The organism is Streptomyces spiroverticillatus (assembly GCA_014650415.1).
GTDB classification, from domain to species: Bacteria; Actinomycetota; Actinomycetes; order Streptomycetales; family Streptomycetaceae; genus Streptomyces; species Streptomyces spiroverticillatus.
In genome coordinates this window covers 199,292-222,088 of record BMUX01000007.1, presented here as the reverse complement: position 1 = coordinate 222,088, position 22,797 = coordinate 199,292, and the positions used below count along the sequence as shown (strand labels likewise).

Sequence of the window (22,797 nt, the reverse complement as noted above, 5' to 3'; positions counted from 1 at the left end):
GACGGTCCGGATGCCGATGTGTCCTCGCCGGAGCCTTCCGTGCAGGGCGGCGCGCTGCGATGAGCAACCGCCTCGCCACCCGGCTCACCCGGGTCCGCAGGTCCGGTGCGGGCGGTCCCGCCCGGCTGCCGCTGCCGCCCTCCCTGGACCACACCCCGCTCGGCTGCGACGCGGTCGGGCTGCCCGCCCGGCACGGGCAGCGGCTGCTGCGGCAGTTGCCGCGCCCCGGGTGCGTGTTCGCCGACGGGTACGGCGAGGGGGAGCACTGGTGGTGGATCGTCCCCTCCGGTTCCGACCTCGGGGTGCCGTGGCCGGAACCCGCGCGGTACGCGGCCGGGGCGTACGTCGCGGCTCCGCGCACCCGGCTGATCCACCGGCCGGACGGCCCGGCTCCGTACACCCCGCCGATCCCCCTCTACTTGATGGTGTGCCGGCTCGCGGGGACGACGCCGGTCTGGGCGGACGGGCTGTCCGCGTACCCCTGATCTTCCCACTTCCTCCACTACGCCCCTGACCTGCTGGAACACCGCTCGGGCGGTGTCTTCGGCGGCTGCCGTCGGGGGCGTTGTCAGTGCTGCTCGCTACTGTGTTCGCACTTGATCGAAGACGGTCCGGCGGGCCGTCAGGCACGGGCACGATGGGGTGGGGACAGTGGGGCACGGGGAGTACGTCGAGGGCGGTTCGGCCGAGGGCGGTTCGGCCGAGGTCCGGGAGGCGCGGGCTCCGGAGGCCGAGGGTGCCGCCGTGGTGATTCCGGACGAGGAGACCTTCGTACTGCCGGACTCCTGGCGGCGGTTGCTGCATCCCCGGCGCGGGAGCGTCCCGCGCAAGCCGGCGGCGGCTTCGCAGTCGGCGGTCGCGGACTTCGAGGAGTGCCTCGCCAAGGCCGCCCCGCGGATCGCCGCGTGCCTCGAATCGCCCGAGAGCGAGCCCGGTCTGGTCGAGGCGGCGCGGGCGCATCTGGCCGGCAGCCAGGACCCGGTGGGTGCGGGCGCGGTCCTGGCGATGGCCGAGGACGGCTCCCACTTCTACAGCGGCGGCATCAAGCACTGGGTGGACGCCCATGTGGCCCTGTACGGGCTGCCGTTCACGGCGCGCGCCGTGATCGAGTATCTGGACCTCCACGTCGACACCGACCTCTACCGGCCGAGGGGCAAGGACGCCTCGCTGAAGGTGCTGCAGCAGGGGCTGGGGTCGTACCGGGTGACCGGTCGCCGTGCGCTGGTGGACCGGGCACGTGCTCTGCTCGCGGCGTGCGACGAGGAGACGTACGCACGGACCGTGGAAGCCGTGGGCCGTCAGCTGGGCACGGGGCGGCGGCGGATCGTGGCCGCGTATCTGCTGCCGACCGAGACCGAGTGGGTCGAGGCGTGCTGTGCGGACCCCGGGTCGGAGGGTGAGCAGAGCGGCGAGGTGCGCGCGCTGCTGATGGGCGCGCTGGGTTCGCCGGAGCAGTTGGAGCGGCTCGGCGGGACCTCCTACCTGGGCAGGCAGGGGTGGTCCGTGGCGACGATCGCGACGCTGGCCGAGGGGATCGGGGTGGCGGCGGAGAAGCCGCTGATCGAGCAGATGAGCGATGCTCACCTCGACTCCGACGGTCTGCGCACGGTGGCGAAGGCGCTGGCCGAGTTCCCCACGGAGGAGGCGTTCGCGGCGCTGCTGCACCGGGTGGGTGACAAGAAGGCAGGTCCCGCGCTCCAGGAGGCGGTGACGCGCTGGCCGGTGCGGGCGCTGCGGCAGTTGGCGCGCGCGTCCGCGCGGGACGGGTCGGTGGCGGGCCAGTTGCTGCGGGGGCTGGTGCACGGGCAGCGGGCGCTGGTGGAGGCGGTGCTGCCGTCGCTGCCCGAGGACGTCGCGGCGGTGGTGCGGCCGCTGGCGGAGAAGTCCGGGCGGCTGCCCGAGGCGACGGCGGGCGACCTGCCGGCGGTGCTGGTGTCGCCGCCGTGGACGCGGACGGACGGGCGGATCGCCGCACCTCGCGCGGTGACGGGTCTGACGGCGTCGGCCGAGGCCTCGGTGGTGTGGCTGCCGGGCGAGCGGGAGCAGTGGGAGCGCACCAGGTCCTGCTATCACGACGGCTACTTCGGGCGGCGGGCTTCGGAGCTCAGGCCGGAGGAGGTGCGGTGGGCTTTGGTCGAGAATTCGATGGCATCGGCGGCGTTGTTCGTGCTCCGCCCCGAGGAGGAGGTGCGTCCGTGGCTGGACAGTTGGTCGCCCTCTGACATCTGGGACGCGGAAGGCCTTTTCGAACCGGTGGCGGCAAGGTTCGGGCTGGACGCGCTCGGCCTGCTGCGGCGAGTGGCCGCACGCCGGCCGGCGCTGCTGGGGCACGTGCTGCTGCCGTTCGTGGACGTCGTGGTGGCGCGGATGATGGCGGACTGGCTGACCCGGCCGAAGTCCGTCTCCTCGATCGCCCGGTCCTGGTTCCAGCGGCACGGGTCGTCGGCCGCCGGGTTGCTGGTGCCGAATGCGGTGGGCAAGGCGGGGCCCGCCCGGTCGTCGGCCGAACGGGCGTTGCGGCTGATCGCTTCCCAGGAGGGCTCCGAGGTGGTGCTGGCGGCGGCCGCATCGTACGGGGAGAAGGCGGTGGAGGCGGTGGACGTGCTGCTGCACGCCGATCCGCTGCGGGCCGCGCTGCCGTCGAAGATGCCGGTCGTCCCCGTGTGGGCGGAGGCGGGGCTACTGCCGCAGATCACCGTGCGCGGCGGGGCGGCGGCACTGCCGGTGGAGTCGGCGCGGCACGTGCTGACGATGCTGGCGCTGTCGAAGCCAGGGGAGCCGTATCCCGGGGTGGCCACGGTGCTGGAGGTCTGCGACCGGGCGTCGCTCGCGGAGTTCGGGTGGGCGTTGTTCGAGCAGTGGCGGCTCGCCGGCCTGCCGGCGCAGGAGTCCTGGGCACTGCACGCCCTGGGGCTGATCGGTGACGACGGGACCGTGCGGCGGCTGACGCCGCTCCTGCGGATCTGGCCGGGCGCGGGGGCGCACCACCGGGCGGTGGAGGGGCTGGAGGTGCTGGCCGCGATCGGTTCGGACGTGGCGCTGCTGCATCTGCACGGCATCGCCCAGCGGGTGAAGTTCAAAGCGCTCAAGGCGAAGGCGCAGGAGAAGATCCAGCAGATCGCGGAGACCCTCGGTCTGACGGGCGAGCAGCTCGCGGACCGGCTGGTGCCCGATCTCGGGCTCGACACGGACGGGTCCACGGTCGTCGACTACGGCACCCGGAAGTTCACGGTCGGCTTCGACGAGCAGCTGCGGCCGTACGTGCGCGACGCCGACGGCAAGCGGCTGAAGGACCTGCCCAAGCCGGGTGCGAAGGACGACGCCGAGCTGGCCCCGGCGGAGCGCAAGCGGTTCATGGCCCTGAAGAAGGACGTGCGGACCCTCGCCTCCGACCAGGTGCGGCGGCTGGAGGCGGCGATGGTCGCGGGCCGGTCGTGGACGGCGGAGGAGTTCCGGGACCTGCTCGTCGCGCACCCGCTGGTGTGGCACTTGGTGCGCAGGCTGGTGTGGGTGAGCACGCCCGCCGGGGAGGGCGCGCGGGGGACGGCGTTCCGGGTGGCGGAGGACCGGACGTTCGCCGACGCCGAGGACGACGCGTTCACCGTTCCCGAGGGGGCGGCGGTGCGGCTCGCGCATCCGCTGACGCTGGGCGAGGAGGCGGTGTCCGTCTGGTCGGAGGTGTTCGCGGACTACGAGATCCTCCAGCCCTTCGCCCAGTTGGGCCGGCCCGTGCACCGGCTGACCGCCGAGGAGGCCACGAGCGGTCGTCTGCCCCGCTTCGAGGGGCTCACCGTGCCCACCACCAAGATGCTCGGACTGACCAAGCGGGGCTGGGACCGGGGCATTCCGCAGGACGCCGGGGTGGAGAACGAGATCACCAAGAAGCTGGGCGAGGACCTGTATCTGGTGATCGACCTCGACGGCGGTATCGCCGTCGGCGCGATCGACGTCATCCCGGAGCAGAAGCTCCGGATGGTGGGCCTGTACACCCGCCCGGAGGGTCACTGGTCCGGCAGGGAGAACGGGCTGCGCTTCGGTGACCTCGACCCGGTGGCCTCCTCCGAACTGCTCGCCGACCTGACCGACCTCACGGAAGGGGCGGCCAAGTGAGCGTCGACCACCTGACGGCCGAGCAGGAGTCGCTGCAGCGGCCGCCCGCCGAGGTCCGGTACGCGGACGAGCTGGCCGCGCTGCGCGCCGAGGACACCGGGCCCCGGCCGCCCGGCTGGGCGCTGAGTCTGCGGGCGGCCCGACGCTTCGTCGTCGGGGACGAGGAGAGCAGGGTCAGCCGCAAGTTCGTCGGGAACCCGTCGCTGGTGGACCGGGCGCTGGTGACACTGGCGACCAACCGCGGGCTGATGCTGGTGGGCGAGCCGGGCACCGCGAAGTCGCTGCTGTCGGAGCTGATCGCGGCGGCCGTCAGCGGGACGTCGACGCTGACCGTGCAGGGCGGGGCGGCGACCACCGAGGACCAGATCAAGTACGGGTGGAACTACGCGCTGCTGGTGTCGGAGGGCCCTTCGAAGCGGTCGCTGGTGCCCGCGCCGATGCTGCGCGGCATGGCGGAGGGCCAGGTCGTACGGTTCGAGGAGATCACCCGGTGCCCGCCGGAGGTGCAGGACTGCCTGCTCTCTCTGCTCTCGGAGCGGGTGGTGGCCGTGCCCGAGCTGGAGGGGCCGGAGGGGATGGTGTTCGCCCGGCAGGGGTTCAACGTCATCGCGACGGCGAACACACGGGACCGGGGCGTCAACGAGATGAGTGCGGCGCTCAAGCGCCGGTTCAACTTCGAGACGGTCTTCCCGATCCCCGACCTCGACACCGAACTGGCCCTGGTGGAGGCGGAGGCGACCGCGCTGCTGGCCCGTTCCGGGGTGACGGTCGCACCCGAGCGCGACGTGCTGGAGGTCCTGGTGGGGACCTTCCGCGAGCTGCGGGCGGACGGGGGCGGCCAGCCGGACCGTCTTTCGGCGGTGATGAGCACGGCCGAAGCGGTGTCGGTGGCGCACGCGGTGGGCGTACGGGGCTGGTTCCTGCGCGGCGAGGCGGGCAGCGCCGCCGACGTGGCGGCCTGTCTGGCGGGCACGGCGGCGAAGGACAGCCCGGAGGACCTGGCCCGGCTGCGCCGCTATCTGGAGCAGCAGGTCTCCCGGCGGCGCGGCCCGCAGTGGACGGCCCTGTACGACGCACGCCACCTGCTGGACGGGTGAGGTGAGCGCGATGGGCGGGAGGGTGAGGTTCCTGGGAGTGCGGCACCACTCCCCCGCCTGCGCGCGGCTGGTGGCCGACACGATCGCGGAACTGCGTCCGGCGTACGTCCTGGTCGAGGGCCCGGCGGACATGAACGGGCGGCTGGACGAACTGCTCCTCGGCCACGATCTGCCGGTGGCGGTCTTCAGCCACTACCGGGACGCGGACCGGGCGGCGACCTCGTGGACGCCGCTGTGCGCGTACTCCCCGGAGTGGGTGGCGCTCACGGCGGGCCGGGCGGCCGGGGCGGAGGTCTCCTTCATCGACCTCCCGGCCTGGCACCCGGCGTTCGCCGAACGCACCAACCGGTACGCGGAAGCGGAGCTGCGGTACGCGCGGGCGACGGAGCGGCTGTGCGAGCGGTTCGCGGTGGACTCCGTGGACGCGCTCTGGGACCGGCTGTTCGAGGTGGAGCCGGCGGACGGGCTGGGGGAGCGGCTCGACGCGTACTTCGACCTGGTGCGCGGCGACGCGGAGGCCGAACCGGGTGACGTGGCACGCGAGGCGTACATGGCGTCCTGGGTCCGGGCGGCGGTCCGGGCGGCGGGCGGACGCCCGGTGCTGGTAGTGACGGGCGGCTTCCACACGCCTGCGCTGAGGGGGTTGGCGGGGGCGGATGCGGGGGCGCCGGGCGGGACGGTGACGGACGGGTGGCCGGAGGTTCCCGTGCCCGGGGTGGGGGCGTTGGCCGGGAGTTATCTGGTGCCGTACTCCTACCGGCAGTTGGACGCCTTCGCCGGGTACCAGTCGGGGATGCCGTCGCCGGGCTACTACGAGCAGGTGTGGGAGCGCGGCCCCGAGGAGGCGGCCGATGCTCTGGTGCGGGCGGTTACCGGGCGGCTGCGCGCCCGTGGGCACCCGGTGTCCACGGCCGACCTCGTGGCGGCCCGAGCCCTCACCGAGGGCCTGACCCTGCTGCGCGGTCACTCCCGTCCGGCCAGGACCGACGTGCTGGACGGGCTGGCCAGTGCGCTGATCACCGACGACCTGGACGTTCCGCTGCCCTGGACCGGGCGGGGCGAACTCGCCGTGGGGACGCACCCGGTGGTGGTCGAGATGGTGGCCGCGTGCAGCGGCGACCGGGTGGGACGGCTGCATCCGGACACTCCCGCACCTCCCCTGGTGCACGAGGTGGCGGCACTTCTGGCCGTCCTGGGGATCCGTTCCGACCGGCCGCTGACGCTGGACCTGGGCTCCGGCCGGGGCCTGGAGCGCAGCCGGGTGCTGCACCGGTTGCGGGTACTCGGCGTACCGGGGCACGAGCGGGTCGCGGGCCCGGAGCACGGGGCGGACCCGGTGTTCACCGAGCGCTGGGAGCCGGCGGACCGCACGGGCCGGGACGCCGCGCTGGTCGAGGCCGGGTCGTACGGGGCACGGCTCGACGAGGCGGCCGCCGCCGCGCTCACCGAGCGGGCCCGGGACGCGGGCCGGGAAGGCCTGGCCGGTGCCCTGTTCGACGCGGTGCTGTGCGGGGTGGACGCGGTGTCGGACCGACTCCTGTCCGAACTCGCTTCGGGCGTGGCGGAGTTGAAGGACCCGGGCGCGCTGGGCGAGGTACTGGCGACGGCTCTGGGACTGTGGCGGCACGACCGGGTGTTCGGGGCGGCGCGCGGGCGGCTGCTGGGCGCGGTGGTGAGCGGTGCGGCGCTGCGGGGGCTGTGGCTGCTGGAGGGGCTGCGCGGGGCTCCGGGGGTGGACCTGGGACGGCTGCGCGCTGTGGTGGCCCTGCGGGACGCGTGTGCCTATGCGCCGGAGTTGGTGCCGGTGCCCCGGGAGGCGGTGGCGGCTGCGGCGCACCGCATCTCACGGGACGAGGAGGCCCCGGCCGACCTGCGCGGGGCGGCCTTCGCCCTGCACCGGACGCTGGCGCAGCCCGGGGACGGCAGGATGCCGCACGGGAACGACAGGGCGCCGGAGGCGGGAGCAACCGGGGTCGGGGCGGCATCGACGGCGGCCCCGGGTGCGACACCGGACGCGAACGCGACGGCAGGCACAGGCGTAGCGCCGGACACGGGCGCGACGGCAGACGCGCATGCGGCACCCGCCGCGGCGGCGACCGGGTGCACCCTCGGCGGCGTACCCGAGGATGCGCGCACCGGGACGGGGGACGAGCCGGGAGCCCCTTCCGTGTCACGCGCGGCGGCCGACGAGGTGCTTGCCCTGGGCCGGGGCGGGGAGTTCCTCGGGGACTGGCTGGCGGGGCTGTTCGCGGTGGCGCGCGACCAGGTGGCACGGGCCGTGGGCCCGGCGGGCGGCGGGTCGCTGGTCGGTGTGCTGGACTCGCTCGTCGGGGCCATGTCCGACGAGGAGTTCCTGGTGGCGTTGCCGTCGCTGCGCCAGGCCTTCGCGCTCTTCCCGCCCCGGGAACGCGAGCGCATCGCCCGGCAGTTGCTGGAGCGGCGCAGCCTGCGGGGCTCCGCACGCTCCTTGCTGCGCACGGGCGCCGACCCCCTGGTGGTGGCCCGGGGCCGCACGCTGGAGAGGTCCGTGGACGATCTGCTCGTACGACACAGGCTGGACGCGGCCCGGCCCCGGACCGACCGCACGGCCCATGAGGGGGCGCCGGAATGAACGACTACGCGCCGGGCGCAACCGCCCACCGCCACAGGGGAACAGACGACCCTGCGGGCGCCGGCATGCAGGGCGGGCCGGCGGCGCACGGGCCCCACAGGGGCGACGGGGATGCCGGGCTGGAGCGGTGGCGGTTGATCCTGGGCGAGCCCGCCGAGCGGAGCACGGGCGGTCTGGGCGGGCAGGGCCTGGCCCGGGATGCCGCGCTGGAGTGGCTGTACGGCCGGGACCCGGAGCTGGCCCGGCGCGGGGTGCGGCGGACGAAGGGTGCCGCGGACGGCACGTCCGGCGATCGCGGGGCGGGGGACGGCCCCTCGTCGGTCACCGCCGTCGACTGGCTCGACGAGGTGCACCGGCTGTTCCCGAAGGAGACCGTCGAGCGCCTGGAGCGGGATGCCGTGGAGCGGTACGGGATCGAGGAGATCGTCACCGACCCGGCCGTCCTGGAGCGGGTGGAGCCCAGTGCCACCCTGCTCAAGGCCGTCCTGCGCACCAAGCACCTGATGAACCCCGAGGTCCTGCGGCTCGCCCGGCGCATCGTCGCGGAGGTGGTCCGGCAGCTGATGGAGCGGCTACGGCCGGAGGTCCGCCGTGCCTTCCACGGCACCCGCTCCCGCCGCCCCAGCAACCGCCATGTGGCCCGGAATTTCGACTTCCGGGCCACCGTCCGGGCCAATCTGGCGCACTACCGGCCGGACGAGAAGCGGCTGCTGATCGAGAGGCCGCACTTCCACTCCCGTACGGCACGCCATCTGGACCAGTGGCAACTCGTGCTGCTGGTCGACCAGTCCGGGTCGATGGCGGGCTCGGTGATCCACTCGGCGGTGACCGCCGCCTGCCTGTGGGGGCTGCCGGGGCTGAAGACCCATCTGGTCGCCTTCGACACTTCCGTGGTGGACCTGACCAGCGACGTCACGGACCCGGTGGAGCTGCTGATGCGGGTACAGCTCGGCGGCGGCACCGACATCGCACGGGCCGTCGACTACGGCGCGGGCCTGATCGAGAACCCGCGCCGGTGCGTCTTCGCCGTCGTGAGCGACTTCTACGAGGGCGGCGACCCGTACCGCCTGGTGCGCACCGTGCGCGGTCTGGTCGGGCAGGGCACGACCGTGCTCGGGCTGGCCGCCCTCGACGAGGACGCGAACCCGGCGTACGACCGTGCACTGGGACAGCGGCTCGCGAACGCGGGCGCGCACATGGGGGCGATGACACCGGGGCAGTTGGCCTCGTTCGTCGCGGAGAGGCTGGCGGGATGACCACGGAAGCCGTCGCGCGGGCGGACCTGCTGGCCCTCTCCCCCGACACCCTCGCCTCGCTCGCCAACCGGGGCCTGGTCAAGCGTGCGGCGAAGGACCTGGACGCGGGAGCGGGGCCGGTCGTCTCGGTCGCGGAGGACGGTCGCGTACGGGCGGTGTTCGAGGACGGTACGGAGTCGGAGCTACCGCCCGGTGCGGGCCTGGACCCCGGGCACTGCACGTGCGCGGCGCCGGGGGTGTGCCGCCATCTCGTCGGCCTGGTCCTCGCCTACCAGCGAACGGCCACGGAGGCGGCGGACCCACCGCACGCCGAGGCGCCCGGGTCGGCCGCCCCCTGGTCGCCCGGCGGCTTCGACGACGAGGCCCTGCGCGTCGCCGTCGGCGCGCGTTCACTGGCGAGTGCCCGGCGCACCTTCCTGCGCGGGTACACGGCGGAAGTGCATCCGGGCACGTCCACCGCACCGGAACCGTGGGTCGAACTGCCCACCTGCACCGTACGGTTCCCGGTGCCCGGCGAGATCGGGTACGCGCTCACCGACGCCTCCCCCGCACTGCGCGGCGAGATGCTGGCCCTGGCCGTCTGGGCCTTCCGGGCGGCCGACGCGCAGGAGACCCTCCGGGCAGCAACCCGCCTGGAGGTGGGCGGCAGCCCTCACCCCTCCGGCACCGCGCTCACCGCCCTGGACCGCGCGGTCACCACGGTCAACGGCCTCCTCGCCGACGGTGTCCCGCACGCGGGCCCGCTCCTCGGCGGCACCCTCCGGCAGAGCGCCGCCGCCCTCTCCGCGGCCGGGCTGCACTGGCCGGCGGGAGTGGTCGCGGACCTCGCCGTACAGGTCGAGGCGTACGGGGAGCGCAGCGCCGCCCACCGCGCCGAGGAACTGGCCTCACTGGTGGGCGAGTTGTACGCCCGGCACCGGGTCGCCGCCGTCGACCCCGGCGCGCACGCCGACGTACTGGGCGTGCGGGAGGCCGGGGAGACCGCGCTGCGCCGGGTGCGGCTGGTCTCGCTGGGCTGCCGGGTGAGCGGGTCGGGCCCGACGACGTACGCGGAGGTGTTCTTCGCGCACCCCGACGCGGGTGTCGTGCTGGTGCTGCGCAAGGAGTGGACGGCGGCGGACGGCACCGGGGACGCCCCGCCCGGCGGTCCGGGCGTGGCGTCGCGCCGGGTGCTGGGCACGACGCTGCGGGCGCTCGCCTCGGGCAGCCTGATCAGCGAGAACGCCCGCCGCACCGCGAGCCGGGCGCTGCTGCTCGGCCGCAGCAGGGTCGCCACGACGACGGTCGTCCCGGCGGGTTCGGCCTGGACCTCGCTGCCGGATTCCCTCCTGGTACGGGACCTGGTGGCGCACGCCGTCGACTGGGACCGGCGGCCGCCCCGGCTGCTGCGGCCACGCGTGGCGGCGGAGGCCGTGCGGGTGGTGGAGCTGTCGTGGGTCGGCCCGGTGTCGTACGACCCCGCCGAGCAGCGGCTGACGGCCGAGGTGCGGGACGCCGCGGGGAACGGGGCCCTGCTGGGCGCCGGGTACGACCCCCTGTGCCCGGACGCACTGGACGTCCTGGCCGACGCGCTGAACGGGGACGGCGGCACGCGGTACGTGAGCGGGGCGCTGTCCCGCGCAGGGGGGCGCATACGGATCACCCCGCTCGCCGTGCTGACGCCGGGCGGGGTGCGGGTGCCCGACCTCTCACCGGCCGCCCCCGGCTCCGTTCGACTGTCGGCGGACGGAGCGGCCGGCAGCCGTACGGACGACGAACTGACCGAAGCGGTCGGCGGGGCGCTCGCGGCGCTCGCCGAGGCCGCGCACCACGGGCTGCGGAACCCACCGCCCTCCGTGCTGGGCGAGCTCGACGACGCGGCGGCCCGGCTCGCCCGGTGCGGGCTCGACCGGGCCGCCGCTCTGGTGCGGGCGATTCCCTCGGCGCTCCCCCAGGGAGTCGCGGCGGTGCGCGACGCCTGGGTGGACGCGCAGATACGCCTGCTGGTGACCGCCGAACTGCACCAGGGGCACGGTTCCTAGGCCGGGGCTGCCGCCGCCGACGGCACCTCCACGATGGCGCGGCCCGCCCAGGACGGGGCGTCCTCACGCAGACCGGCCAGTCGTTCGCGGATGATCTCCGGGAAGCCGGTGGCGCGGCCCGCCGCCTGGTCGACGTGCAGGGCGAGGAGTTCGGTGGTGGCCACCGGCCGGGCCTCGGTCGGCAGGGTGGTGGGCGTCTCCCCCGACACCTCGGTGTCCACGACGAACAGCTCGTGGGTGAAGCGCAGCTTCTTCGCGTCGACGCCCAGCACCCGGGTGCGAACGGCGAGGCGGGCGCCCTCGGGCACGTCGCTGAGGTAGCGGATGTGCGCCTCGACGGTGTAGAGGGAGCAGCCGGTGGACTCGCGGTAGCCCGCGTGCAGCCCGGTCTCGATCATCATGGCGTCGGTGGCGTACCCGAAGACGAGGACGTAGAAGGCCTCGCTCATGTGGCCGTTGTAGTCGATCCACTCGGGGCGGACCGTGTGGTGGACGAGCGGCAGGCAGTCGACGGCGCCGTTCAGTTCGGCGGTGTCGGTGACGTCCTGGCGGTCCCCCACGCGTGCTTCGCCGCTCACTTGGCCTCCCCCTGAGTGCGGAGGCGGCCGGTGGCGCGCAGGACGTCGATGACGCCCTGGTCGCGTTCGGCGACGAGGTCCGCGATGGTGCGGCCGTCGGCCGCGTCGTCGCATCCGGCGACCACGGCGTCGTACAGCTTCTTGTCGAGTTCGGGGGCTTCGAGGCGGGTCCACGGGGACTTCAGGGACGGGCCGAAGTGGTCGAGCATGTGGGCCATGCCGCCCTCGCCGCCCGCGAGCGCGAAGGTGAGCATGGGGCCCATGAACGCCCAGCGCAGGCCGGGTCCCTCGGTGATCGAGTCGTCGATCTCGCGGACGGTGGCCTCGCCGTTGGCGACCATGTGCAGGGCCTCGCGCCACAGGGCTTCCTGGAGGCGGTTGGCGATGAAGCCGGGGACCTCGCGGTCCATGGTGATGACGGACTTGCCCGCGACCTCGTAGAAGCGGGACGACCAGGCGACGGCGTCGGCGCTGGTGCGCTCGCCGCCGACGACCTCGACCAGGGGGATGAGGTAGGGCGGGTTGAAGGGGTGGCCGACGACGAGGCGGCCGGGGTCGGCGGCCTCGGTCTGCATGTCGGTCATGGGGTAGCCGGAGGTGGAGGAGGCGATGACGACACCGGCGGGGGCGGCGGCGTCGAGCTGCCGCAGCAGGTCGCGCTTGAGGTCGAGCTTCTCGGGTGCGCTCTCCTGCACGAACTGGGCGTCGGCGACGGCCTCCTGGAGGGTCGCGGTGACGGTGAGCCGGTCCGGGGAGGCACCCTCGGCGAGCCCGAGCTGGGTGAGGGCGGGCCAGGCGGCGTCGACGAGGCGGCGCAGCTTCTGCTCGGCGTCGGGGGCCGGGTCCCATGCGGTGACGTCGTAGCCGCGGGCCAGGAAGTGGGCGACCCAGCCGCCGCCGATGACACCGGCGCCGACACAGGCGACGCGGCGCACGTCCTCGGGGGCGCAGGGGGGCGTGGGGGAAGACAGGCCGGGGGAACTCACGGTGGGAGGAACTCCTCGTGCTTCAGGCAGGTTTGACGAGTGGTCAGAACGCGGGCGCGCGGGCGTTCAGGACTCAGGCGCGCGGCTTGAGCCCCAGCTTGGCGCGGGCCTCGTCGGGGGTGGCGACCCGGGAGCCGAGCGACTCGGTGATGGTGACGGCGCGTTCGACGAGCTGGGCGTTGGTGGCCTTGTTGCCCTTGCCGAGGTAGAGGTTGTCCTCCAGGCCGACCCGGACGTGCCCGCCGAGCAGGATGGACTGGGCCACCCACGGCATCTGCATCCGGCCGAGCGCGAAGCTGGCGAACTGGGCGCCCTCGGGCAGCATGTTGACCATCGACTGGAGGACGCCGGGGTCGGCGGGCGCGCCCCACGGGATGCCCATGCAGAGCTGGAAGACGGTCGGGTCGTCGAGCAGCCCCTCGTCCTTGAGCTGCTTGGCGAACCACAGCTGGCCGGTGTCGAAGATCTCCAACTCGGGCCGTACGCCCAGCTCCTGGATGCGCTTGGCGCCCGCGCGCAGCATGTCGGGCGTGGAGATGTAGAGGTTGTCGCCGAAGTTCAGCGAGCCGCAGTCGAGGGTGCAGATGTCGGGGAGGAGGTCCTCGACGTGCGGGAGCCGGTCGAGTCCGCCGACCAGGTCGGTGCCGGGCAGCGGGAAGTCCTTGAGCGGCTGGTCCGGGTCGATCACCAGGTCGCCGCCCATGCCGGCGGTGAGGTTGATGACGACGTCGGTGCCGGTCTCCTTGATCCGCTCGACGACCTCGCGGTAGAGGTGCGGGTCGCGGGACGGGTCGCCGGTCTCGGGGTCGCGCACATGGATGTGCACGACGGCGGCCCCGGCCTCGGCCGCCTCGACGGCGGAGGTGGCTATCTGCTCGGGGGTGACGGGAACGTGGGGGCTCTTTCGGACGGTGTCGCCCGCGCCGGTGAGGGCGCAGGTGATGATGACGTCCTGGTTCACAGTCATGCGAATCTCCTTACGGGGAGCGGTGGTTGGGGACGTACGGAGGAGGGGACCGATCAAGCGGGGAGTGGGTCACTCAGGCATGAGAGCCGGCCGCTCAGGCACGGGAGGAGGGCACTCGGGCATGAGAGCCGGCCGCTCAGGCACGGGAGGGGGTGGGCCGGACGTGGAGGAGGGTCGTGGCCACGTGGTCGAGGAGTGCGCCGTGCATGTCCTCGGCGCTCGTCCCGCCGACGGCGCCGGGCGTCGAGGCGAGCACCTGGGCGGCGAGCCCGTCGATGAGGGCGGTGAGACGCAGCGCCGCGCCCTCGGGGTCGGTGCCGGGCCTGAAGGCGCCCTGGGCGACTCCGCGGCGTACGACGTCGGCGACGGTGTCCCGCCACTGCCGGTAGTAGTCGACGTGCAGCCGGCCCACGACGGTCGAGCGTGCCGCCTGGGCCCAGAGGTCGACCCAGACGAGCCACTGGCGGCGCTGCTGCTCGCTGTACGGGACCTGGAGCTCGATGAGCTGGTGCAGTTCGTCGGCGGCGTTGTGGGCCTCGGCCGTACGGGCGGCCCGGCGCGCCGTGTCCTCGTCCATGCACCAGCGGACGGCGGCTTCGAGCAGGTCGTCCCGGCCCGGGAAGTGGTAGTGGATGGTGGCGGTGCTGGTGGCGCAGGCCTCGGCGATGTCGGCGACCCGTACCGCGTGGAATCCGCGTTCGGCGATGAGCCGGACGGCCTCCCGCACGATCTGGAGGGGCCGGCCGCCGTCCGGTGCGGCGGCGGTCGTGCCGGTGTCGCGGGTACGTCGTACCGGCGCGGCCGCAGGCGTGCGCGAGCCCGGCAGCGATCCCATCAGCCAGCCCACGTCGGCTCCGGCCGTGTCGGCGATCCTGGCCAGTTCCGCGGCGGTGAACCGACGGGTGCCGCCCAGCGAGCGGGACAGTTTCGAGGGGTCCATCACGACCCGCCGGGCGAACTCCCGCTGGCTGACTCCGGCGGCCGCGACGACCTCCCGGACCCGGGCCGCCACGTCGTCGGCCGCTGTGTCGGCTGGTTCGTTCTGCATGGTCGGCCACCGTACGCACATGTTGAGCAAATCTCAACGCCTGCCACCTCCAACCAGTGCGTTGAGATCCCGACTGATGAGTCAGTCAGACACGATTCCCGCGGAAGGACCCAAGAGTGACCGACGCGACACCCGATCCCCCGACCCCCGAGCCCCATACGCAGCCCCCTGCGCAGACCCGTACGGAGAACGGCACCGTCCCCGGCGACCACCCCGCTCTCCGCTTCCGCGGCGCCGTCTCCGTGCAGCGCGGTCCCGGCGGCGCCTGGTTCTCCCCCTGGCGGGTGCCCCACGAGGAGGCGAGGCTGTATCTGCCCGAGGGCGGCATAGGCCGGGCGGCGATGCCCGCCGGGGTGCGGCTGACGTTCCGTACCGACAGCGGTTCGCTGGTCTGCCGCTACCAGGCCGACCCGGCGCCCCGGCTGACCGGCGTGCAGGAGCAGCCCCGGCTCGACGTGGTCTGCGACGGGCGGCCGGTGGAGACGGTCGAGCTGACGGCCCACGGCGGTGACGCGCAGTTCCGGACGGTGCGCCTGCCGGGGCGGATGGTCACGGTGGAGCTGTGGCTGCCGACGTACAGCCAGTTCCGGTTGCGTTCCCTGGTCCTGGACGCGGGCGCGGCGCTCGCCCCCGACACCGCCGTGCTGCCGCGCTGGGTGCACTACGGAAGCTCCATCTCCCAGGGGCGCGGGGCCCCCTCGCCGGTCCGCGCCTGGCCCGCGCTGGTCGCCCGCAGCGCCGGGCTCGACCTGACGTCGCTGGCGATGGGCGCGGCCTGCTGCCTCCAGCCGATGACCGCACGTCTGATGCGCGACCTGCCCGCCGAACTCCTCACGGCCTGCGTGGGGATCAACGTCCAGTCGCTCGGCAGCCACAGTCCGGGCGCCTTCGACGCCGCGCTCATCGGCTTCGTCCGTACGGTCCGCGAACGGCACCCCGACACCCCGTTCGTCCTGATGTCGACCATCGTCGCGCCGGACCGCGAGACGCTGCGCGGGCCGACCGGGATGACCGTCGAGGAGATCCGCGCGCGCACCCGCGACGTCGTCCACCTCCTGCGCGCGCACGGCGACGTGGAGCTGCGCCACATCAACGGGCTCGACGTGTTCGGGCCGCGCGAGGTCCCGCTGATGCTGGAGCCGCCGGGCCTGGACCGGCTGCATCCGGGGCCGACCGGGCACCCGGTGTTCGCCCAGCGCTTCCTCGGCGCACTGCGCAGGGTCCTCGGCGACGGGCTCCCGGGCGCATCACTCCTTAACGCGCCCTTCACATCAGGCTCTTGTGCCGCTCCCCCGATTCGACAATTGTCCTGATCATGACTGAGACGACCAGGCCGGCCGCGCCGCCGAACCCCGTCCGCAAGCCGCTCAGGCAACTCCTCGCCGCCTCCGTCGGCAACGCCGTGGAGTGGTACGACTGGTACGCGTACACCTTCCTCGCCACCTTCATCGCGGCGCAGATCTTCCCGAAGAGCGCGGGCAGCCCGCTGGTGCCGTTGCTGTCGACGTTCGCGGTGTTCGCGGTCGGGTTCTTCATGCGGCCGGTCGGCGGGCTGCTGCTCGGGGCGGTCGCGGACCGGCACGGGCGGCGGGCCGCGCTGACGGTGACGATCCTGCTGATGGGCGGCAGCAGTCTGCTGGTGGGGCTGACGCCGACGTACGCGTCGGTGGGGGTGCTCGCGCCGGTGGTCCTGGTGGTGGCGCGGCTGCTCCAAGGTCTGTCCGTGGGCGGGGAGTTCGCCGCTTCGACGACCTTCCTGGTGGAGTCGGCGGGGCCCGGACGGCGCGGGCTGTTCTCCAGTTTCCAGTACGTCTCCACGACTGCCGGACAGCTCGCCGCGTCCGGGATCGCCGCGCTGCTGGTGTCGAACCTGAGCGACGGGCAGATGGACGGGTGGGGGTGGCGGGTGCCGTTCGTCCTCGGGGCGCTGCTGAGCCTCGTGGGGTTCTGGATTCGTCGTGGGGCGCACGAGACGCACGCGCCGGCGGAGCGCACCGAGCGGCCGGGGCTGTTCGACGCGCTGCGGAAGTATCCGCGCCAGTCGCTGCTGATCTGCGGGATCACCGCGGGCGGCACCATCTCGTACTACACGTGGACCTCCTACCTGCCGACCTACGCCGAGCTGAACGGCGGCTTCGACAAGTCGGACGCGCTGCTCGCGGGGACGATCTCGCTGGCGTTCTTCGCGGTGCTCCAGCCGCTGGGCGGGCTGCTCTCGGACCGGATCGGGCGCAGGCCGCTGCTGCTGTTCTCGGGGCTCGGGTTCGCGCTCTTGATCGTGCCGCTGCTGCGGGTGGTCGACGGGGGTGTGTCGTTCGGGACGCTGGTGCTGGTGAGCTGCGCGGGGATGGTGCTGCTGACGGGGTTCACGTCGATCTCGGCGGCGGTCAACGCGGAGATCTTCCCGGCGAAGGTGCGCGCCTCGGGGATCGGGTTCCCGTACTCGCTGACGGTGGCGATGTTCGGCGGGACCGCGCCGTACATGGGGACGCTGTTCAAGGAGATCGGCAATCCGGGGCTGTTCCCGTGGTACGTCGCGGCGTTGTGCCTGGTGTCGTCGGTGGTGTTCTTCCGGCTGCCGGAGAACGCGCACAAGGAGCTGGAGAAGTAGCGTCCGCGCGGGGGCCCGGGCGCGTCACTTGTCGCTGTGCGGGAAGCCCAGCTCGCGCAGGGCCCGGTCGGCGGACTTGATCAGTTCGGCAGCGCCGCAGGTGACCGCGATGGCGCGGCCCTTCTCCAGTTCGCTGGGCGATCCGGTGGCGATGCCCCATTCGATGCGGGCCCCCGCGTGCTCGTACTTGCACGGCGACGAGCCGAGCAGGTCCACGGCGCGCCGCAGCAGTTCCGCCCTGGTCTGCCCCTGGGCCAACTCGGCCTGGCAGCGCATGGCTTCGCCGATCGCGGTGTTGGTGCCGAAGCGTTCCGCCTTCTCGCGGGCGTACCGGGCGAGGGCCGCCGCGCGCTCCGGGTCGTCGGGGGCGACCGCACGGGCCAGGTCCAGGGCCCACGGTGCGAGCACCGTGTTGTGCCTGCCGCGTGCCTTGAGGGCCTCGCCCGCCGCTTCGAGTTCGGCGACGGCCTCCTTGGTGCGGCCCTGGGCGAGCAGCAGCCTGCCCCGTACCGAAGCGGCGTCCGGGATGACGATCGTGGTGGGGTACGGGGCGTGGAAGCCGCCGAAGTCCTCGGCGGCCTTCTGGGCCTCGTCGACCCGGCCCCGGGCCAGCAGGGTGTCGATGAGCATGCACACGGCGTCCCAGTGCATGGGCAGTCCGTGCCCGATGCGCTCGGCGAGCCGGACGCTCTCCCGCAGGTCCTCCTCGGCGCGCACCAGATTGCCGCGCCTGCGCTGGACGTAGCCGGTCAGCGCGTACGCGAAGGCCAGGTGGCCGCCGCTCCAGCCGACCTCGGTGAACGCCCGCCGGGCGTCCGCGAACAGGGCGTCGGCGTGGTTGAGCCGGTCGGCGAAGGCGTAGCTGAGGCCGAGGAGGGCGGGCACCTCGAAGCCCCAGGTCTGGTCGGTCCAGTTCAGGCCGGGTGGCAGGCTGTCGTTGACGAGCGCCCGGTCGCCGATCTCCACGATCGTCTGGGCGTCCTCGCCGACGGCGGTCGCGTCGAAGGCACGGAGCATCAGCAGGGCCTGCTCGGTGGTGTCGCGGCCCTCGACCTTTTCGGCGGCCTCCCTGAGCCGGCGGGACCTGGCGGGTCCGTCGAACTCGGTGGCGTACACGCCCTCCCAGAGGAACTGGATGGTCTGCAGCCGCATCCGCAGCAGGCCCGGGGCCGCCGCCTCGGCGACTTGCGCCACCATCTGACCGGCCTCGGCGGCCTGGTCGTTGTGGGTGAGCGCCTGCGACAGCAGGAACACGGCGTCGGCCTGCTGCTCGTCGTCGAGGCCCGGCTGGTCCAGGGCCTCCTTCAGGTAGTCGGCGGCGGTGGCCGGGGTGGTGAGGGTGATGAGCTTGCCCAGTTCGTACAGCACCTGGGCCCGGACCGTGGGCAGCGGCGGCTCCTGGAGCGCCCGCTCGAGGCAGAGCCGGGCGGCGTCGGGCGCGCCGACCGCGACGTACTCCCGGTGGGCGTCGCGCATCTGCTCGACGAGGTCGGCGTTGGCCTCGGGCGGTACGTCCATGAGGTACCGGGACGCCGCGGCGGCGCCGCGCCCGTCCTCGAGCAGGACCTCGGCGACGATGCCGTACCGCGCCAGGCGCACCCAGGTGGGCACCGCCTCGTTGACGGCCGTGGCGATGGTCGGGTGGACGAACTCCAGGTGTTCGTCCTCGCCCTTGAGGATGCGGGCGTCGCGCAGCCACTGGGCGCATTCGACGGCTTCGCCGACACTGATCTTCACGACCTTGGCGGCCTGCTTCAGGGAGACGTCGGACTCCAGGACGGCGACGGCGAACGCGAAGCTGAGGGTGTGGCCGCCCTTCGCCTTGAGCCGCTCCATCAGCCCCTCGGGGCGTTCGGTCGCCATCAGGGGGCGCAGTTCGCCCGCCGTGCGCTCGACCGGTTCGAGTTCCTGGGCCTTGGCGCGGGCGACGAGCGCGACGGTCTCGAAGAGGTTGCCGCCGGTGACCGCCCACACCTCGCGGCAGAACGGGTCGTCGGCGTGCTCGCCCAGCACGCGCCGGGCGAAGAGGGCCGTGCCCGGGGGCGAGAGCGGACCGAGGAGGACGTCGGTGCCCCGGCGGCGCACCGTGGTGTCCAGCTCGCGGAGCAGGGTGGCGGTCTCGCCGTCCGCCTCGTTGATCCGGTACGCGGCGACCAGCAGCACCGGGGGTGCGTCGGTGCGCGCGGCGAACGGGACCAGCCAGCGCAGGGTCTCCAGGTCGCTCCACTGGAGGTCGTCGACGACCAGGACCAGCGGGTGGTGACGTTCGGCGAGGGTGTCGATCAGGGCGTCGAGGCCGTCGCGGACACCCAGTGGGTCGGCCTGGACGTCACTGCCGGGCGGGTGGATGCCCAGCGCGCGGGCGAGGCTGCTGTGCCATTCGCCGAGCAGCTCGCGGGTCGTGGTCTCGCTCGCGCCCGCGAGGGCCGGCTGGAGCAGATGGCGTACGACGTGGAAGGCGACGGAGGCGACCGTCTCGCCGCCGCGCGCCGACCAGACGGCGCAGCCCCTCTCGCGGGCGCGGCGCTGGATCTCCGCGAGGAGGGCGGTCTTGCCGATGCCTGCCTCGCCGCGGAAGAGGAGGACTCCGCCGCGGGGTGCGGGGGTGGCGCAGAGGGCGTCGAGGGCCTTCGTGGCCGAGTCCAGTTCCGCGTCGCGTTCGATCAACTGCGGGGCGGGCGCTGGGTTTTCCGGCCGGGGCACGGGCATTCCTTCCCCTCGTCACATCGGAATTCCGAGCGTATCCCCACGGGTCGGCCACTGGCCAGCTTCTCCGGAATTTCCCCTCCTCCGGGACGGCTTCCGGCACGGACGGCCCTTGACGGGCCGTCACCTCCCGCCGTCACGAGCGCCGTTCCCGCACACCGTCCCCTCACGTCGTCAGCAGCACTCCCCCGTACGACACCCCGGCCACCACGACCCACGCGCACAGCCCCAGTCCCGCCACCCGGCCGCCCGTGCGGGTCAGCGACGGCAGGTGGACGGCGCTGCCGAGCCCGAACAGGGCTGCGGCGAGCAGGAGTTCCTGGGCGTGCTGGGCCACGTCGAGACCGATCCCCGGCACCCAGCCCGTGCTGCGCAGGAGCACCATCGCCAGGAAGCCCACCACGAACAGCGGCACCACCGGCGGCCGCTTCTGCCCCGTGGCGGGGACCTCGGGGGCCGCGAGGGCAGCCCTGCGCCGGTGGCGCACCGAGAGCGCCACCGCCGCGACCAGCGGCGCCAGCAGCGCCACCCGCATCAGCTTCACCAGGACCGCCTCGCCCAGCGCCCCCGGTCCGGCCGTCTGCGCGGTGGCCACGACCTGGCCGACGTCGTGCACGCTCGCCCCGACCCAGCGGCCGAACTCCGCGTCGGTGAGCCCCAACGGTCCGTGCAGCAGGGGGAGTACGGCGATGGCGAGGGTGCCGCACAGGGTGACGAGCGCGACGGAGGTGGCGGTGTCGCGTTCGTCGCTGTCGGTGGCCTCGGCGACCGCGCCGATCGCCGACGCCCCGCAGATCGAGTAGCCGGTGGCGATCAGCAGGGGCTGATCGCCCGGGAGACCCATCTTCCGGCCCAGCCACCAGGTGCCGAAGAAGGTCGCGGCGACCACGGCGAGGACCATCAGCACGGTCGCCCAGCCGATGCCGAGGACGTCGTCCAGGCTCAGCTTCAGGCCGAGCAGGACGATGCCGACCCGCATCAGCCGCTTGCCGGCGAAGGTCAGTCCGGGGCGCGCCGCTCCTCGTACCGTCGTACGGACCAGGGGGAGGTGCGCGACGACGATGCCGAGCACCACGGCCGCCGTCAGCATCGGCACGGCCGGGACCAGGCGGTGGATGCCCCAGGCGGCGGCCACGCCGAGCACGGCCAGGGTCAGGCCCGGCAGCTTGCCGGGGGCGGCCGGGGTGCCGGTGAGCGGGCGGTGGCGGGTCGGGCGTTCCCGCAGCAGCGCCATCAGCGGTCGGCCGGGAGTTCGTACACGCGGCGGACGCTGGAGCCGATGCGGGAGATGTCGGCGCCGTAGACGTGCAGCGATATCGCCAGGTCGGTGCAGGCGTTCCAGACCCGGTGGATGTCGCCGGGCGGGGCGAATCCGCAGACCGCGCCCTGCGGGTTGACGACGTCGTCGGTGGCGACGAGGTGGGCGGCTTCGTCCTGCGTGGCGGGCACGAGGCGGTAGCGGCGCTCGCGCTCCTCACCGACGTGGACCCCGGTCGTGCACCAGGAGACGTGGTCGTGGACGGAGGTCTGCTGGCCGGGCAGCCAGACGAGGGCGACGATCGAGAAGCTGCCGTCGTGCTCGGCGTGCAGGAGGTGCTGGCGGTAGCTGTTGGGGTCGGACTCCTGCTGCTCCTCCGTCAGCAGATCGTCCGCGCCCAGGTGGGGGGCGAGGCGTTCGCCGACGAGGTAGGCGGTGAGGTCCGGCGGCAGGCCCTGGCCCACGGCTTCGCGTACGGAAGCGACGAGGGCGTCCAGGCGGGCGGTCGTGCGCGCGGCCGTGTAGGCGGTCGAAGTCGTGGTCATACGGGCAGCGTGCAGCGGCCCGATCCATCACGTCCAACAGCGATTCGTACGCAGATCCCCAAATCCCGCTTATGTTTCGTGCGGCGCTCAGCAGCCGATCTTGTGGGCGGCGACGGTCTTCAGCTCGTCCAGTACGAGGGCGGTCGCCGGTATCCGCAGGTGCTCCCGGAGGACGTACGCGGACACCTGGCGTTTCGAGGCGGGGGCCAGGGCCCGTCCGGTGACCTGTTCGTGGCGCAGGAAGTTCAGGACCAGCCCCGGCATCATCGCGATGCCGAGCCCCTCCGCGACGAGGCTCTGCACGACGAGGTTGTCGTCTGTGGTGAACGCGATGTCGGGGGCGAAGCCCTGGGCGGCGCACTCGTGGAGGAAGTTGACCCGGCAGCGCAGACAGCCCGCGATCCACCGCTCCTCGGCGAGGTCGGCGAGCTTGACGGTGCGGCGGCGGGTGAGCGGGTGGCGGGTCGGCAGCAGGACGAGGAGCTGGTCCTCGAGCAGCGGGACCTCCATCACCTCGTCCGGAACCTCCTCCTCCGATCCGGGGTACGTGAAGGCCAGCGCGATGTCGCACTCCCCGCGCACCAGCCGCTGCAAGGACTCCGGCGGCTCCTCCTCGCTCAGCTCGACCCGCACCCCGGGGTGCCCGGCCGCGAGCCGGGCCAGGGTCTCGGGGACGAGGGTGGCATTGGCACTGGGGAACGCGCACAGCCGTACGCGTCCCGTGTGCAGCCGGGTCAGCGCGGCCATCTGCTGCTGGGCGGCGCTCATGGTGTCGAGGATCGCGGCGGCGTGCCGGGACAGCGTCTCCCCCGCCTCGGTGAGCCGCAGCCCGCGTCCGGCGCGGGTGAACAGGGGGGTGCCGACGTCCCGTTCGAGGGCCTTCATCTGCTGGGTGATCGCGGGCTGGGTGTAGCCCAGGGCCCGCGCGGCGGCCGAGTAGGACCCGGTGCGCACCACTTCGTGAAAGGTCTTGATGTGCCTCGAATCGAACACCGGGTCAGCA

The 22,797-nt window shown here is 73.6% G+C and carries 16 protein-coding genes; 8 read left to right on the top strand and 8 right to left on the bottom strand.

The window, feature by feature from the left end:
- Positions 1-59: 59 nt before the first annotated feature.
- The 6 genes from IE269_RS20395 (at position 60) to IE269_RS20370 (ending at position 11,095) form a co-directional block, all read left to right on the top strand.
- Positions 60-485 (top strand): hypothetical protein, encoded by a 426-nt coding sequence (locus tag IE269_RS20395; protein WP_189824475.1) that lies wholly within the window; start codon positions 60-62, stop codon positions 483-485.
- A gap of 166 nt (positions 486-651) precedes the next feature.
- Positions 652-4,110: a DUF4132 domain-containing protein gene (locus IE269_RS20390; protein ID WP_229897987.1), complete on the top strand. Its 3,459-nt coding sequence runs from the start codon at positions 652-654 to the stop codon at positions 4,108-4,110.
- Complete coding sequence (locus tag IE269_RS20385; RefSeq protein WP_318299657.1) at positions 4,107-5,207, top strand: ATP-binding protein; 1,101 nt, start codon at positions 4,107-4,109, stop codon at positions 5,205-5,207. Before IE269_RS20390 ends, IE269_RS20385 begins: the two co-directional genes overlap by 4 nt.
- Before the next feature lie 10 nt (positions 5,208-5,217).
- The gene (locus tag IE269_RS20380; RefSeq protein ID WP_229897991.1) at positions 5,218-7,818 is read left to right on the top strand and encodes a DUF5682 family protein; all 2,601 of its coding nucleotides are present in this window, start codon (positions 5,218-5,220) and stop codon (positions 7,816-7,818) included.
- Positions 7,815-9,074 (top strand): VWA domain-containing protein, encoded by a 1,260-nt coding sequence (locus tag IE269_RS20375; RefSeq protein ID WP_229897993.1) that lies wholly within the window; start codon positions 7,815-7,817, stop codon positions 9,072-9,074. The genes IE269_RS20380 and IE269_RS20375 overlap by 4 nt, the downstream gene beginning before the upstream one ends.
- The gene (locus IE269_RS20370) at positions 9,071-11,095 is read left to right on the top strand and encodes a hypothetical protein (RefSeq protein ID WP_189824474.1); all 2,025 of its coding nucleotides are present in this window, start codon (positions 9,071-9,073) and stop codon (positions 11,093-11,095) included. The genes IE269_RS20375 and IE269_RS20370 overlap by 4 nt, the downstream gene beginning before the upstream one ends.
- Here the strand turns inward: IE269_RS20370 and IE269_RS20365 are convergent.
- The 4 genes from IE269_RS20365 to IE269_RS20350 form a co-directional block, all read right to left on the bottom strand.
- Complete coding sequence (locus IE269_RS20365) at positions 11,092-11,619, bottom strand: thioesterase family protein (RefSeq protein ID WP_229898035.1); 528 nt, start codon at positions 11,617-11,619, stop codon at positions 11,092-11,094. The genes IE269_RS20370 and IE269_RS20365 overlap by 4 nt on opposite strands.
- A 50-nt stretch (positions 11,620-11,669) precedes the next feature.
- Positions 11,670-12,659, bottom strand: coding sequence for a 3-hydroxyacyl-CoA dehydrogenase NAD-binding domain-containing protein (locus tag IE269_RS20360; protein ID WP_229897994.1), 990 nt, complete (start codon positions 12,657-12,659; stop codon positions 11,670-11,672).
- Between the two features lie 73 nt (positions 12,660-12,732).
- Positions 12,733-13,626, bottom strand: a complete 894-nt coding sequence (locus IE269_RS20355; protein WP_189824472.1) for a beta-keto acid cleavage family enzyme — start codon at positions 13,624-13,626, stop codon at positions 12,733-12,735.
- Between the two features lie 136 nt (positions 13,627-13,762).
- Positions 13,763-14,674 carry a TetR/AcrR family transcriptional regulator gene (locus tag IE269_RS20350; RefSeq protein ID WP_189824471.1) on the bottom strand — a complete coding sequence of 304 codons (912 nt, stop codon included), beginning with the start codon at positions 14,672-14,674 and terminating at the stop codon, positions 13,763-13,765.
- Between the two features lie 116 nt (positions 14,675-14,790).
- On the opposite strand from IE269_RS20350, the gene IE269_RS20345 reads away from it, so the two are divergent.
- Together IE269_RS20345 and IE269_RS20340 are read left to right on the top strand one after the other, a co-directional pair.
- Positions 14,791-15,987 (top strand): GDSL-type esterase/lipase family protein, encoded by a 1,197-nt coding sequence (locus IE269_RS20345; protein ID WP_189824470.1) that lies wholly within the window; start codon positions 14,791-14,793, stop codon positions 15,985-15,987.
- 2 nt (positions 15,988-15,989) lie between these two features.
- Positions 15,990-17,285: an MFS transporter gene (locus IE269_RS20340; RefSeq protein ID WP_189824469.1), complete on the top strand. Its 1,296-nt coding sequence runs from the start codon at positions 15,990-15,992 to the stop codon at positions 17,283-17,285.
- Between the two features lie 24 nt (positions 17,286-17,309).
- On the opposite strand, the gene IE269_RS20335 is transcribed toward IE269_RS20340, so the two are convergent.
- From IE269_RS20335 to IE269_RS20320, 4 genes are all read right to left on the bottom strand, one after another.
- Positions 17,310-19,994 (bottom strand): ATP-binding protein, encoded by a 2,685-nt coding sequence (locus IE269_RS20335; RefSeq protein ID WP_189824468.1) that lies wholly within the window; start codon positions 19,992-19,994, stop codon positions 17,310-17,312.
- A 163-nt stretch (positions 19,995-20,157) separates the two neighbouring features.
- Entirely contained in the window at positions 20,158-21,225 is a 1,068-nt protein-coding gene (locus tag IE269_RS20330) for a YeiH family protein (RefSeq protein WP_189824467.1), read from the bottom strand.
- On the bottom strand, positions 21,225-21,794 hold the full coding sequence (locus tag IE269_RS20325; RefSeq protein ID WP_189824466.1) for a cysteine dioxygenase family protein: 570 nt from the start codon (positions 21,792-21,794) through the stop codon (positions 21,225-21,227). Before IE269_RS20325 ends, IE269_RS20330 begins: the two co-directional genes overlap by 1 nt.
- 87 nt (positions 21,795-21,881) lie before the next feature.
- On the bottom strand, positions 21,882-22,787 hold the full coding sequence (locus IE269_RS20320) for a LysR family transcriptional regulator (RefSeq protein WP_189824465.1): 906 nt from the start codon (positions 22,785-22,787) through the stop codon (positions 21,882-21,884).
- Between the last annotated feature and the right edge of the window lie 10 nt (positions 22,788-22,797).